At 63.9% G+C, this 13,921-nt stretch carries 13 protein-coding genes; 7 read left to right on the forward strand and 6 right to left on the reverse strand.

Annotated elements, in window-relative coordinates:
• Positions 1–56: 56 nt before the first annotated feature.
• The 6 genes from B5D62_RS18865 to B5D62_RS18890 form a co-directional block, all read right to left on the reverse strand.
• Entirely contained in the window at positions 57–980 is a 924-nt protein-coding gene (locus B5D62_RS18865; RefSeq protein ID WP_139373966.1) for an SDR family NAD(P)-dependent oxidoreductase, read from the reverse strand.
• 20 nt (positions 981–1,000) lie between these two features.
• Positions 1,001–2,215 (reverse strand): multidrug effflux MFS transporter, encoded by a 1,215-nt coding sequence (locus B5D62_RS18870; RefSeq protein WP_085935491.1) that lies wholly within the window; start codon positions 2,213–2,215, stop codon positions 1,001–1,003.
• Complete coding sequence (locus B5D62_RS18875; RefSeq protein WP_085935492.1) at positions 2,212–2,940, reverse strand: transglutaminase-like domain-containing protein; 729 nt, start codon at positions 2,938–2,940, stop codon at positions 2,212–2,214. The genes B5D62_RS18870 and B5D62_RS18875 overlap by 4 nt, the downstream gene beginning before the upstream one ends.
• A 214-nt stretch (positions 2,941–3,154) precedes the next feature.
• Complete coding sequence (locus tag B5D62_RS18880) at positions 3,155–3,616, reverse strand: PaaI family thioesterase (RefSeq protein ID WP_085935493.1); 462 nt, start codon at positions 3,614–3,616, stop codon at positions 3,155–3,157.
• Positions 3,613–4,116, reverse strand: coding sequence for a PaaI family thioesterase (locus B5D62_RS18885; RefSeq protein ID WP_085935494.1), 504 nt, complete (start codon positions 4,114–4,116; stop codon positions 3,613–3,615). The genes B5D62_RS18880 and B5D62_RS18885 overlap by 4 nt, the downstream gene beginning before the upstream one ends.
• A gap of 390 nt (positions 4,117–4,506) precedes the next feature.
• On the reverse strand, positions 4,507–5,676 hold the full coding sequence (locus B5D62_RS18890; RefSeq protein ID WP_085935495.1) for an acyl-CoA dehydrogenase family protein: 1,170 nt from the start codon (positions 5,674–5,676) through the stop codon (positions 4,507–4,509).
• 165 nt (positions 5,677–5,841) lie between these two features.
• Between B5D62_RS18890 and B5D62_RS18895 the strand changes: the two genes are divergently transcribed.
• The 7 genes from B5D62_RS18895 to B5D62_RS18925 all read left to right on the forward strand — a co-directional run bounded on the left by B5D62_RS18895 (position 5,842) and on the right by B5D62_RS18925 (position 13,897).
• Positions 5,842–6,717 (forward strand): branched-chain amino acid ABC transporter permease, encoded by an 876-nt coding sequence (locus B5D62_RS18895; RefSeq protein WP_085935496.1) that lies wholly within the window; start codon positions 5,842–5,844, stop codon positions 6,715–6,717.
• A gap of 4 nt (positions 6,718–6,721) precedes the next feature.
• On the forward strand, positions 6,722–7,873 hold the full coding sequence (locus B5D62_RS18900; RefSeq protein ID WP_085935497.1) for a branched-chain amino acid ABC transporter permease: 1,152 nt from the start codon (positions 6,722–6,724) through the stop codon (positions 7,871–7,873).
• Positions 7,870–8,628: an ABC transporter ATP-binding protein gene (locus tag B5D62_RS18905; RefSeq protein WP_085935498.1), complete on the forward strand. Its 759-nt coding sequence runs from the start codon at positions 7,870–7,872 to the stop codon at positions 8,626–8,628. Before B5D62_RS18900 ends, B5D62_RS18905 begins: the two co-directional genes overlap by 4 nt.
• A 6-nt stretch (positions 8,629–8,634) precedes the next feature.
• On the forward strand, positions 8,635–9,411 hold the full coding sequence (locus B5D62_RS18910) for an ABC transporter ATP-binding protein (RefSeq protein WP_085935499.1): 777 nt from the start codon (positions 8,635–8,637) through the stop codon (positions 9,409–9,411).
• 19 nt (positions 9,412–9,430) lie between these two features.
• Positions 9,431–11,275 carry an AMP-dependent synthetase/ligase gene (locus B5D62_RS18915; protein WP_085935500.1) on the forward strand — a complete coding sequence of 615 codons (1,845 nt, stop codon included), beginning with the start codon at positions 9,431–9,433 and terminating at the stop codon, positions 11,273–11,275.
• Between the two features lie 30 nt (positions 11,276–11,305).
• Positions 11,306–12,511 carry an ABC transporter substrate-binding protein gene (locus B5D62_RS18920; protein ID WP_218191148.1) on the forward strand — a complete coding sequence of 402 codons (1,206 nt, stop codon included), beginning with the start codon at positions 11,306–11,308 and terminating at the stop codon, positions 12,509–12,511.
• A gap of 186 nt (positions 12,512–12,697) precedes the next feature.
• Entirely contained in the window at positions 12,698–13,897 is a 1,200-nt protein-coding gene (locus B5D62_RS18925) for an ABC transporter substrate-binding protein (RefSeq protein ID WP_085935501.1), read from the forward strand.
• Positions 13,898–13,921 lie beyond the last annotated feature (24 nt).

Consider the following 13,921-nt stretch of genomic DNA (forward strand, 5'->3'; position numbering starts at 1 on the left):
AAAACGACTCCGGGAAGCGGCGTGGCGACCGCCTCCCGGTTTGACTGTTGCTCCGATCAGATCGGATCCCAGGTGAAATACTCGGGCGAGCGCTTGAGGTCGGTGAAGAACGGCTTCATCGACGGCACTGCCTGCTCGGCAATCGCTTCCAGCGTCCAGCCCTCGGAATTGTGCACGGAGCGCACCGGGCGGTTGGCGTTGAACAGCATGATCTCGTTCATGCGCACGCCGAAGATCTGCGAGGTGATGCCGGCCTCGTGCGCCGCATCCGACAGCAGGAACACCGCCATCGGCGCGACCTTGGCCGGCGTCATCCGCTTCGAGCGTTCGAGGCGCGCCTTCTGCGCATCGGTATCGGCGGGAATGGTGCCGATCATGCGCGTCCAGGCGAAGGGTGAGATGCAGTTGGAGCGCACATTGAACGCCGCCATGTCGAGCGCGATCGAGCGCGACAGGCCGATGATGCCCATCTTGGCTGCCGAATAATTGGCCTGCCCGAAGTTGCCGACCAGACCGGAGGTCGAGGTGAAGTGCACGAAGGCACCCGACTTCTGCTCCTTGAAATGGTTGGCGGCGGCGCGGCTCACATTGAATGCACCGTTGAGATGCACGTCGATCACCATCTTCCAGTCCATGTGGCTCATGCGATGGAAGATGCGGTCACGCAGGATGCCCGCATTGTTGATCACGCCATCGATCTTGCCGAAGTTCTCGACTGCCGTCTTGATCATGCGCTCGGCGCCGGCCGGATCGGTGACACTGTCCGCATTGGGCACGGCCTTGCCGCCGGCCGCGGCGATCTCGTCACAAACCTTCTGCGCCGGCGTGGCGCTGCCCGAGCCTTCGCCATCGACGGCGCCGCCCAGATCGTTGACCACGACGCTGGCACCCTCTTTGGCCGCCAGCAGTGCCATCTCACGGCCAATGCCGCCGCCGGCGCCGGTGATCAGTACGACCTTGTCCTTCAGCATGTTGGGCATTCTCTTCTCCCTATGTTCGTTCACGGATCCACATTGGCGACCGGCGATCTACGGCGCAACAAGCGCGCGCTCAATACGGTCGCGACGGCAAACGGCATCAGCCCGATCACGAGTGGCATCGCCACGTACCGACTGCCGAGCGAGGTCAGCAGGGCGACCACGATGGTGCCCAGCGCGCCCATGCCCATCTGGGCAAGTCCGACCCATGAAGAAGCTGTACCGGCGAGCTTGGGATAGAGCCCAACGGCACCGGCGCTGCTGTTGGGCGAGATCATGCCAGAGCCGAAACTCAGAACCATGTAGGGGCCCGTGATCGCCCACCATTCGAGGATGCCGGACAGGGACAGGATGGCCATCACGGCCAGGGCCGCTATGTGGAACCAGCCGGCCCAGGCCAGAAGGCGTTCGGAGGACACACGCCCGACGAGCCGGTTGTTGGCAAAGTTGCCCGACGCATAGCCCGCAACATTCAGCAGCACGATCAGGCCGAACTCGCGGGGCGAAAAACCGAGACGGTCCTGCAGGATGAAGGGCGCTCCCGCCAACATGCCGAAATTGATGGCGAAGGCGAAGCCCAGGGTCAGCACATATCCCAGGAACCGTGGGTCCCGCAGCATGGTGCCCGAGCCGCCGAGCAATCTACCGAGAGCGATACTGTCGCTCCTGAACTTGTTGGTCTCACCAAGCCCGACAGCGACGACGACCAGCAGGATGGCGCTGAAGCCTCCGACCACCCAGAAGGTCGCGTACCAGCCGAACGCCTCGCCCAGGAACCCACCCAGGCTGGGCGAGATGGTCGGCGCGATGTTCATGCCGAGCGCGATCCAGCTCATGATCAGCGGCATTTCCTGGAAGGTGTAGGCATCGCGCGTCAGCGCCCGGCCAAGCACCGTTCCCGAGGCAGCGCCAAGCCCCTGCAGCAACCGCAGACCGATCAGCCCGCCGATGGTCGGCGCGAGCGAGCAGCCGAAGGTCGTGACCGTGAAGAACAGCAGGCCGCCCATGAGGACGGGTCGCCGGCCATAGCGATCGCTCAACGGACCGTAGAACAGCTGGCCCACGGCAAAGCCCAGCATGAAGGTCGTGAGTGTGAGTTTCACACTCTCGGGCGACGCCTGCAGGTCGTGGCCAACCGCCGGCATGACCGGTGAATAGATGCTCATGGTAAGCGGGCCGAAACTGCCAAGCGCAACCAGAAGGGCCGCATAAGCGGCCGAGCGCGGAACAATCCTCAAGAGCGCGCGGCCTCCGCTGCACCCTCGGCGCCGAAGTCGCCGCCGAGCGCCATCTCTTCCTGCTGCCGCGCCATCCGCGGATAGTAATGCCGGAAGGCGCCCCTGATCTCGTCGAACGGAATATCGGCGAACACGCCGCGATAGGCGAGATATTCCATATGCCGCCGCCCGCTCAGGTCGAAAGGATGATAGATCGAGTCCGACGCGGCATCCCAATCGAGCGGCTTCAATCCGAATCGGTCCGTCAGTTCCTTATTGAAGGCCGGCGTCGCCTTCACCCACCGCCCCTCGAGCCACACATCGGTGTAGCCGTGGTAATAGAACACGTCGCTTCCCATCAACTCGGCCAGCCTCTTGGTCGTCATATGGTTGCGCACATCGGCGTAGCCGACGCGCGCCGGAATGCCCGAAGCGCGGCACAGTGCGGCCATCAACCCGGCCTTGTTGACGCAATATCCGTGCCCTGCCGCCAGCGTCGTGCTGGCGCGATAGGCCTCGCGCTTCATCGGCGTGTTGTAGGGGTCGTAGCGCACGCCGTCGCGCACCGCGTAATAGAGTCGTAACGCCTTGTCGCGATCGCTGCCCGCGCCGGCGATCTCCGTCGCGTACGAGACGATCTGGGGGTGGCCGGAATCAATCAGGTCGCCCGGCCGCCGATAGGCCTCGAACGCGACGCCATCCCGCACGACACTATCGTGCTCGCCCCTCAGGGAATCGTAGTCCATCGCCTGTGTTTACTTGAAGGAAACACAAAGTCCATGCACCTCGACATGCAAGCCACCCATGCGCACGGTACTCATCCCGCATCGCGGCCACGGGCGGCGGTACGATCGTCCGTACCGGCCGCAGGGTCGACGGGCCGCCGCGCGATGGGCCGCCACGCGATGGGCCGCCGCGTCGGAGGGCCGCCGTCACTGGGTTGCCGTCACTGGGCCGCCATCACAGGGCCGACGGCTCGTCCTCCGAGGTGACGAGGAAATGCGCCTGCGCCGTCGCCACCGGCTTGGAGCGATCGTCCTGCCAGGCCTCGGCGAAGACATTGACCATGCGCCGGCCCTGTTTGGTCACCTTGGCCGAGGCGATGACATCGAGCGGACGGGCGGAGCGCAGATAGTCGACGGTGATGTTGACGATCTTCGGCACCGTCTCGGCTTCCGTCTCCCACAGGAGATGGAAGATCGCCGCCATCTCGAGCAGCGCCCCCAGTGTCCCGCCATGGATGGCCGGCAGGAACGTGTTGCCGATAAGCGCCTCGTGATAGCGCATGCGAGTGAGCAGTTCCCCGGTGCCGCTCTCCGGGGCGATCTGCATCCAGCGTGCGTAGGGGATCGCGTCGGCAAGCTGGCTGACGTCGCGATGCTTGCGCGCTTCGGCCAGGCGCTTCATCAGGCCGCGGCTCATTTCGCCGTCTCCTTGCCCAGTACTTCCTTGGCGATCGCCTGGGCGCGTGTGACCTTGCCCTTGGTGCCCAGCATGAAGGTGCCGGCCGCTGCCGCCACCGGATCCTTGGGATCGCCCTGGTGGGCGAAGGCTCGCGTGAACGCCACCGACCGCGTGATGCGATAGCATTCCGCTTCGGCAATCACCGGCTTGCCCGGCACGGCGGGCTTTGCGTAGTCGATGCGAAGATCGAGCGTGGCGAACGGCATCGGCTCCTTCAGCATGGTCGCGACCGCCATGCCGCAGCAGCCGTCGAGCATCGCCGTCAGCGGCCCACCGGCCAGAACCCCGGTCTCCGGATTGCCGACAAGTTCCTCGCGCCAGTCGAGTTGCATCGACGCCAGCCCCCGCGCCACCGCGAGGACTTTGAGGCCCAGCGCCTTGTTATGCGGAATGGCGTCGGAAAACAGGGTCTGGAAGAGCGCGATGCGCTCGTCGGGGGTCGTGAGTGACTTGGGCATACGCTACTCCTATCGTCATCCGGACCACGGAAATCAATATCCTCGGTCGGACCGGCATGACACCGACGATGTGACGCACATTGCGTGCCGCGGCAGAGACCGGGCGTGCACTCATCAAAGCCCGCAGGTTACTCCGCGCCAAATCGAGACTTGCACCGCGCCCCTCATCAGGAAGTCGTGTCGTGACAGGGCAGCTACCCCTCCGTGCGAACCATGTTGGCCTGTCCCCTCCTCACCCTGAGGAACAGCGCGAAGCGATGTGTCTCGAAGGGTGGATTCAAACACCGCCCTCGCGCCATCCTTCGAGACGCGCTTCGCGCTCCTCAGGATGAGATGAAGAAGGCGAACCAAGCCGCGTCTCGCGCGGGACGTGGCCCAGGACCACCCCGCCTATAGCCCCATCTGCCGGGCGGCGAGGTCCTTCATGATCTCGACCGAGCCGCCGCCGATCGACATCACCTTGGTCTCGCGATAGATTCGTTCGACCTTCGCGCCGCGCAAATAGCCGGCGCCGCCGAAAATCTGCATTGCCTCGTTGGCGCAGAATTCCATCGTCGAGGTGGCGAGGTTCTTAAGCATGCAGATCTCCGCCACTGGTTTCTCGCCCTGCCCGACGCGCCAGGCCAAGAGGTCGAGCGTCGACTTCACCGCATTGATGCGCATGGCCATGTCGACCAGACGATGGCGCACCACCTGGTTGGCGATCAGCGGCTTGCCAAAGGTATGGCGCTCGCGCGCATAGGCGATCGACTCATCGAGGCACAGCTTGGCATAGCCGTAGGCGCCTGCCGACATGCCCAACCGCTCCTGGTTGAAGTTGAGCATGATGCCGATGAAGCCCTTGTTCTCCGGACCGATCAGGTTGTCGACCGGCACGCGAACATCGTCGAAGAAGAGCTGTGCGGTATCGGACGCCCACCAGCCCATCTTCTTGAGCTTGGTGCGCGAAAAGCCCGGGCGCTCGCGCTCGATCAGCAGCAGCGACACGCCAGCCGCTCCCGGCCCGCCGGTCCGGACCGCGACGGTGAAGTAGTCCGCCCGCACGCCGGACGTGATGAACATCTTGGAGCCGTTGACGACGTAATGATCGCCCTCGCGCCGCGCCGTGGTCTTGAGGTTGGCGACGTCGGAGCCGCCACTCGGCTCGGTGATAGCAAGCGCACTGATCTTCTCGCCCAACAGGAGCTCCGGCAACAGTTTGCGCTTCATCCATTCCGGGCCCAGGGCGGCAATCGGTGGCGCGCCAATGGTGTGACTGTTCAGGCTGGCATTGAGGCCGCCGCTGCCGTGCCGGGCCATCTCCTCGGCCTTGATGATCCCGAAGAAGGGATCGGTTGGCACGCCGCCATATTCCTCCGGGAAGCCGAGCTGCATCAGGCCGGCGGCAGATGCTTTCCTGTAGAGTTCGCGCGGGAACTCCTCGGCCTCGTCCCACTGATCCACGTACGGCATGATCTCGCGATCGACGAAGCGACGCACGGTGGCGCGGAAGGCTTCGTGCTCCGCTGTGTAAAATGGCGAGTGCGGCGGCGCCGACACGATCGGCTCGACAAACGACATCGATTTTCCTTCCTGCGCTCCGACAATCGCAAACACTACCGACGCCTTGCTGAAAATCCATTGACTTGGCGATGAACGGCCCGTCTTAATGAGCACGCCGCGCGCACGATCGGCAAAAGAACTCAGACGGCGCGCGACCCCGGAACAACCGGAGTCAGGGAAGGAATGCTCGATTTCATCCAGCAGTTGGTGAGCGGGATTGCGCTGGGCTGCGTCTATGGGCTGATCGCCCTCGGCTTCGTCCTCATCTACAAGGCGACAGAGGTCGTCAATTTCGCCCAGGGCGACCTGATGATGCTGGGCGGCTTCTTCGTCTTCACCTTCATCGCCCTTCTCGGACTGAACTACTGGCTGGGCTTCCTTCTCGCCGTCGCCGCCATGGCCCTGTTCGGCATGGGGGCCGAGCGGCTGCTGGTGCGGCCGATCCTGGGCTATCCGCAATTCTCGATCGTCATGGCGACCATCGGGTTGGGCTATTTCCTGCGCTCGGTCGCCGGCATGATCTGGGGCACCGACGACCTCAAGATCGAGACCCCCTTCTCCACCGGAGTGCTCAAGATCGGCGATCTGGTTCTCGCCTACGACAAGCTGTCGGTCATCGTCGCCACGGTGATCCTGTGCGGCGTGCTCTACCTCTTCTTCAACCACACTCGCCTGGGCACGGCGATGCGAGCGACCTCGGAGAACATGCTGGCCGCCTACTACATGGGCATTCCCGTGAAGCGGGTGGTGTCGATGATCTGGGCCATCAGCGCCGCAGTCGCCGCCTGCGCCGGCGTGCTGCTGGCGCCGATCACCTTCATCCATTCGAATGTCGGCCTGGCGCTGGGGCTCAAGGCGTTTCCGGCGGCGGTGCTGGGCGGCTTCGGCTCGATCCCCGGTGCCCTGGTCGGTGGGCTCATCATCGGCGTGATCGAGACGCTCGCCGGCTTCTATCTCCCCCAAGGCTGGAAAGACGTGACCCCTTACATCGTGCTGCTCGCCGTGCTGCTGATCCGGCCCCAGGGTCTGCTCGGGCCCCGCATCCGCAAGAAGGTCTGAGCACATGCGGTTCATCTTCAAGACCGATTACGACCAGGACATCCGCATCCTCAAGCACGCCGGCTACTGGTGGTCGTACGGGCTGCTGCTCGCGGCGCTGATTGCCGTCCCATTCGTGCTCGACACCTATCTGCAGAGCCAGATCGTCTTCGTCTTCATCTATGCCATCGTCGGCGTCGCCCTGATGATCCTGACCGGCTTCACCGGCCAGGCCTCGCTGGGCCACGCCGCCTTCCTCGCCATCGGCGCCTATACCGCCGCCTTCCTGCAGAAGAACGGCGTTCCCTTCATCGTCTACTTCCCGCTCGCCGCCATCATCGCCGGCGCCGTCGGGGCGCTGGTCGGCTTCCCGGCGCTCAGGCTGCAGGGCATCTACCTGGTGATCGCCACCATCGCCTTCGCCTTCATTGTCGAGGAGGTGATGGCGCGCTGGGAGTATGTGACCAACGGCAACGAGGGCATGCGGGTGAAGACGGCCGAGCTGTTCGGCATGCCGCTGCCGCGCGACGATCCGCAATTTTACTATCTCTGCCTTGCGGTGCTCGTGCTGGTCATCCTGATGACCCTGAACCTGCTGCGCTCGCCGACCGGCCGCGCCTTCATCGCCATCCGGGACAGCGAGACGGCGAGCCGCAGCATGGGCATCGATCTCGCCAGCTACAAGGTGAAGTCCTTCGCCATCAGCGCCGCCATCACCGGCCTGGCCGGCGTGCTGTTCGCGCACAAGATGACCTTCATCTCGCCCGAGATGTTCACCCTGCAGCTCTCGATCGAGTTCATCATGGTGATCATCATCGGCGGCGCTTTCGGCCTGCACGGCGCGGTATTCGGCGCCATCTTCATCGTCATGGTCGATCCGTTCCTGACCTGGCTGAAGGATGACGTTCCCGGCATGCTGGCGGCGCTCGGAACCACCCTGGGCGCCACGGCGGAAACGGCGTCCGGGATCCAGGATGTCGCCTCGCGAGTCGGCTCCGCGGCGGGCCTCAAGGGGGCGATCTACGGCCTGATCATCATGCTGTTCATCCTGTTCGAGCCCTACGGCCTCTATGGCCGCTGGCTCAAGGTGAAGCTCTTCTTCGAACTCTTCCCCCTCTACAAGAAGGCGACATTCAAGCGGCAGAAGACCTACGTGAAGTCGGAGCGCAACCGATGAGCTTCTTCTCCGTCGAAGGCATCTCGCTGCAGTTCGGCGGCCTCAAGGCGGTCGACAATGTCAGCTTCGACATCGCCCAAGGCGAGGTCTTCACCATCATCGGCCCCAACGGCGCCGGCAAGACCTCGATCTTCAACCTGATCTCGCGGCTCTACGACTCGACCTCCGGCAAGCTGGTGTTCGAGGGCCAGGATATCACCCAGGTGCCGGCGCATCGCATCGCCAGGCTCGGCATCGCCCGGACCTTCCAGAACATCGAGCTGTTCGAGAATGCGACCATGCTGGCTAACCTGCTGGTCGGCCGTCATTGCCATACGACGACGAACCTCCTGTCGGAGATGCTGTTCCTGCCCGGCGTACGGCGTGCCGAGAAGGCGCACCGGCGCAAGGTCGAGGAGGTCATCGAGTTCCTCGACCTGCAGGCCTATCGCGACAAGGTCATCGCCGGCCTCCCCTACGGGGTGCGCAAGGTCATCGAGCTCGCCCGTGCGCTCTGCTCCGAACCGAAGCTGATCCTGCTCGACGAACCCTCCTCCGGCCTCAATGTCGAGGAGACCGACGACATGTCCTACTGGATCCGCGACATCAAGACCGAGCTCGGCATCACGGTGCTGATGGTCGAGCACGACATGTCGCTGGTGAACCGCGTCTCCGATCGCGTGCTGGCGCTGAACTACGGCAAGGTGCTGGCGACCGGCACGCCGGCCGAGGTGCAGGCGCATCCCGACGTCATTGCGGCCTATCTCGGTGCCTGAGGTCCCATGAGCGCAGACACCATCCTCCGCGTCAGCAACATCGAGAGCTACTACGGCCCGATCATGGCCATCCGCGGGGTCAGCCTCGCGGTGGAGCGCGGCCGCATCGTCACCGTGCTGGGCGCCAACGGCGCCGGCAAGACGACCATCCTCAAGACAATCTCCGGCGTGCTCGATCCGCAGAAGGGTACGGTCGAGTTCGAGGGCAAGCCCATCCAGCGCATGGATGCGGACAAGATCGTGCGGCTCGGCCTCAGTCACGTGCCCGAAGGGCGCGAGGTGTTTCCATTCCTGTCGGTGCGCGAGAACCTGCAGATGGGCGCCTTCCTGCGCCACGACCGGGACGGCGTGGCGCACGACCTCGAACGCGTGTTCGGCTATTTCCCCCGCCTGCGGGAGCGCATCGACCAGCCCGCCGGCTCGCTGTCGGGTGGCGAGCAGCAGATGCTGGCCATCAGCCGCGCGCTGATGAACCGCCCCAAGCTCCTGCTGCTCGACGAGCCGTCGCTCGGCCTGTCGCCGCTGCTGGTGAAGGAAATCTTCGCCATCATCCGCCGCGTCAATGCCGAGCAGGGCGTGTCGATCCTGCTGGTGGAGCAGAATGCCCGCATGGCGCTGGAGACGGCCCATTACGGTTACGTGCTCGAGGTTGGCCGCGTGGTGATGGACGATACCTGCGAGCGCCTCATGGACAGCAAGGACATCCAGGAATTCTACCTCGGCGCCAAGGAAGAGAGCGCCCGCGGCGAGCGCCGCTGGAAGCGCAAAAAGACGTGGCGATGAGAGGACGATCGGAGGACCCATGGCGCGACTGGCGACGCTGACGGTAGCGGAGACCCTGCCCAAGAGCTTCGTCCTCTCCTGCAAGACGCGCGGCGACAGGCCGGCCATGCGCGAGAAGCTGTACGGCATCTGGAACGCGATCTCCTGGAACGACTGGCTCGAACGATCCCGGGCAATCACCTACGCGCTGCATGCCATCGGTCTTCGGCCCGGCGACGTCGCCTCGGTGCTGGCCAACACAGTACCGGAGTGGAACTACGCCGACTTCGGCATCCTCTGTGCCGGCGGCGTCTCGTCGGGCATCTATCCCACCGACTCGGCCAAGCAGGTCGAATACCTGATCAACGATTCGCGCACCGTGGTGCTGTTCGTCGAGGACGACGAACAGCTCGACAAGGCGCTCGAAGTGCGCGACCGCTGCCCTACCTTGCGCCAGATCGTCGTGTTCGACATGGAAGGACTGTCGACCTTCCGCGATCCCATGGTCGTATCGCTGCAAGCCTTCATGGACCGGGGCCGCGAATACGCCAAGGGCCGGGAGGGGCTGTTCGAGGAACTGGTCGACAGCCGCGGCCCGGACGATCTCGCCATCCTCGTCTACACTTCCGGCACAACCGGTCCGCCCAAGGGCGCGATGCACAGCCATCGCAACGTCGTCTACCAGATGAAGAACTGCATGCATCCGGAGCTGTCGTTGTCCTGGTACGAGGGCGACGAGCGACTGGCGTTCCTGCCGCTCTGCCATGTCGCGGAGCGGGTCGCCGGCAGCTACTACTCGATCGCCACCGGCTGCTGCAGCAATTTCGCCGAAAGCCCGGAGACGGTGCCGGACAATATCCGCGAGGTGCAGCCGACCCTGTTCGGCGCCGTGCCGCGTGTATGGGAGAAGTTCTATTCCGGCATCACGCTGGCCCTGAAGGATGCAACGCCGTTCCAGCAATGGGCCTATCGTCGGGCCATCCAGGCCGGCTTCGCTGTCGCCGAGGCTCGCATCGAGGGCCGTTCGCCCAGCGCCTCGCAGAAGCTCGCCTTCCAGGCCGCCTACTGGCTGGTGCTGCGCAACATCCGCAAGATGATCGGGCTCGACCGCTGCCGATGGCTGTTCACCGGCGCAGCGCCGATCGCGCCGGAGCTGATCCGTTGGTACTTGGCGCTCGGCCTCAACATGTACGAGGTCTACGGCCAGACCGAGAATTGCGGCCTGGCGACGGCCATGCCCGCCGACGGCATCAAGCTCGGCACCGTCGGCAAGTCGGTGCCCTACGGCGAGGTGAAGATCTCGCCGTTGGGCGAGATCCTGATCAAGGGCGACTTCGTCTTCATGGGCTACCTCAACCAGCCGGAGAAGACCGCGGAGACCGTCGATCCGCAGGGCTGGCTTCACACCGGCGATGTCGGCCTGATCGACAACGAAGGTTACGTGAAGATCACCGACCGGATGAAGGACATCATCATCACGGCGGGCGGCAAGAACATCACCCCGTCGGAGATCGAGAACCAGCTCAAGTTCTCGCCCTATATCAGCGATGCGGTCGTGATCGGCGACCGTCGGCCCTACCTGACCTGCCTGGTGATGATCGACCGCGAGACGGTCGAGAAATATGCCCAGGACCGCAACGTGCCGTTCACCAACTACGCCAGCCTGTGCCGCGCCAAGGAAGTGCAGGACCTGATCTGGTCGGAGATCGAGCGGGTCAATGCCAACTTCGCCCGCGTCGAGACCGTCAAGCGCTTCTACCTGATCGAGCAACAGCTCACGCCCGAGGATGAGGAGCTGACACCGACCATGAAGCTCAAACGCAGCTTCGTGAACGCCAAGTACAAGGCCGAGATCGATGCCATGTACCGCGCCCAGGCCGCGTGACGGCTGTGCCATAAACCAAGGAGGAAACAGTTGCGTAACCCGTTCAGTATCGCGTCGTCGCTGTCCGCTGCCGCGCTCGCCCTCGTCGCCCTGCCCGCGCTCGCCGACGAACCCAAGGTCACCAATCAGGGCGTCACGCCGACCGAGATCGTGCTCGGCACCCACCAGGATCTCAGCGGCCCGATCAAGTCGTGGGGCGTGCCGGTCACCAACGGCATGAAGCTCGCCGTCGAGGAGATCAATGCCGCCGGCGGCATCAACGGCCGCAAGATCAAGCTGATCGTCGAGGACTCGGGCTACGATCCCAAGCGGGCGGTGCTTGCCTCCCAGAAGCTGGTCGAGAAGGACAAGATCTTCGCCATGCTGGCGCCGATGGGCTCGCCGACCGTGCTGGCCGCGCAGGACATCCTGCTCGACGCCGGCGTGCCGCAGCTCTTTCCCGTGACCTCGGCGGCCTTCACCTACCAGATGGATCCGAAGAAGCCGCAGGAGCGGCTGAAATTCAACAACGTGCCGCCTTACACCGAGAGCGTGCGAGCCGGCGCCCGCTACCTGATGCAGGACAAGGGCCTCAAGAAGCCCTGCATCATGTACCAGGATGACGAGTTCGGTAAGAACGTGCTCGATGGCTTCAACCAGGCGGTGGCCGACGTGAAGCTTACCCCCGCCGCGGTGACGAGCTACAAGCGCGGCGCTTCCGACTTTTCCTCCCAGGTCGCCAAGATGAAGGCCGACGGCTGCGACTTCGTCGTGCTGGGAACGATCGTGCGCGAGACGGTCGGTGCCATGTCCGAGGCCAAGAAGATCGGCTTCGCACCCATCTTCTTCGGCAGCACGGCCGCCAACGTCGTCGAGGTACCGGAACTCGGCAAGGAGGTTGCCGAGGGATTCTATGCCGTGGGCGGCATGGAGATCCCCTATCGCGACACCGCTACCGGCAAGGCGAAGGATTGGGCCGAGGCCTACTACAAGACCTACAAGATGGAGCCCAATACCCAGTCGGCCCTGGGCTATGACGAGGTCATGATGTTCGCCCACTATGCCAAGCTCGCCGGCAAGGATCTCACCGGCGCGAAGTTCCTGGCCGCCATGGAGTCGGGCGACGTGTTCAAGGACATCTTCGGCATGCCACCGGCGAAGTTCTCCAAGACCGATCACCTCTCCGCCAACGTCTACCTGCTGCAGCAGGTCAAGAACGGCCGCTGGGTCGTCCTGAAGAGCGACCTGAAGAACTGACCGGCCGATATCGGTATCGATGGCCCGGCGGAGAAATTCGCCGGGCTTTTTATTGCAGCGCACCCTCCGTTTGCCCATTTCCTTCCGCTGTGAAGAAGCGATAATCGCCGCAAGCCGCAAAGCGGCACCGTCGGCCCCGCGCCGACCGGCGGAAACAGAAGGCGCGACAGTGGAGGAAACAACATCATGAAGGACAAGGCACTCGCGGCCGCCTGTTGGCTCGCCTGCGTCGCGGCAGCGGCACCCACCTTCGCGCAGGAGGTCAAGGTGACCGACCAGGGGATCCTGCCGAACGAGATTGTGCTCGGCACGCACCAGGATCTCAGCGGCCCGATCAAGACCTGGGGCGTTCCGGTCTCCAACGGCATGAAGCTCGCGGTCGAGGAGATCAACGCGCAGGGCGGCATCAATGGCCGCAAGCTGCGGCTGGTCATCGAGGACAGCGCCTACGACCCCAAGAAGGCGGTGCTCGCGACCCAGAAGCTCGTCGAGAAGGACAAGGTGTTCGCGGTGGTCGGCGGCATGGGCTCGGCACCCGTCATCGCCTCGCAGGACATTCTTTTCGATGCCGGCGTGTTCCAGCTCTTTCCCCTGACGGCGGCCGAGTTCACCTACAAGATGGATCCGAAGAAGCCGCAGGAACGGCTGAAGTTCAGCAACCTGCTGCCCTATGTCGAGAGCACGCGAGCGGCGCTGAAGTACATGGTCAACTTCAAGCACCCGCAGAAGCCTTGCCTGATGTATCAGGACGACGAATACGGCAAGAACGTCTATGAGGGCTTCACCAGCCAGCTCGAGGCGGAACACCTGAAGCCGGCCTCGATCACCACCTACAAGCGCGGCGCCTCCGACTTCAGCGCCCAAGTGGCCAAGATGAAGTCCGACGGCTGCGACCTGGTCGTGCTGGGCACCATCCTGCGCGAGACGATCGGCGCCATGACCGAGGCCAAGAAGCTCGGCTGGACCGTCACCTTCCTCGGTGCCACCCCGACCAACATTCCCGACACCATCAGTCTCGGCAAGGATACGGTCGAAGGACTCTACGCCGCCGGCGCCTTCGAGACGCCCTACGCCGACACCGCCAAAGGCAAGGTCAAGGACTGGGTCGAGGCCTACAAGAAGATGTTCGGCACCGACGCCAACACGCAGTCGGTGATCGGCTACAATAGCATCATGACCTTCGCCCACTTCGCCAAGCTCGCGGGCAAGGATCTCACCGGCCAGAAGATGCTGGCCGCCTTCGAGTCGGGCGATCCGTTCAACGACATCTTCAATTCGCCGCCGTCGAAGTTCTCCAAGACCAACCATCTCGCCAATACCATCACCCAGGTTCAGCAGGTCCAGAACGGCCGCTGGGTGGTGATCAAGGAAGGGTTGAGCTTCTAGCAGCAGGTAAGACTGCAAAAAGAG

The sequence above is a fragment of the Enhydrobacter aerosaccus genome (assembly GCF_900167455.1).
GTDB lineage: Bacteria > Pseudomonadota > Alphaproteobacteria > Reyranellales > Reyranellaceae > Reyranella > Reyranella aerosaccus.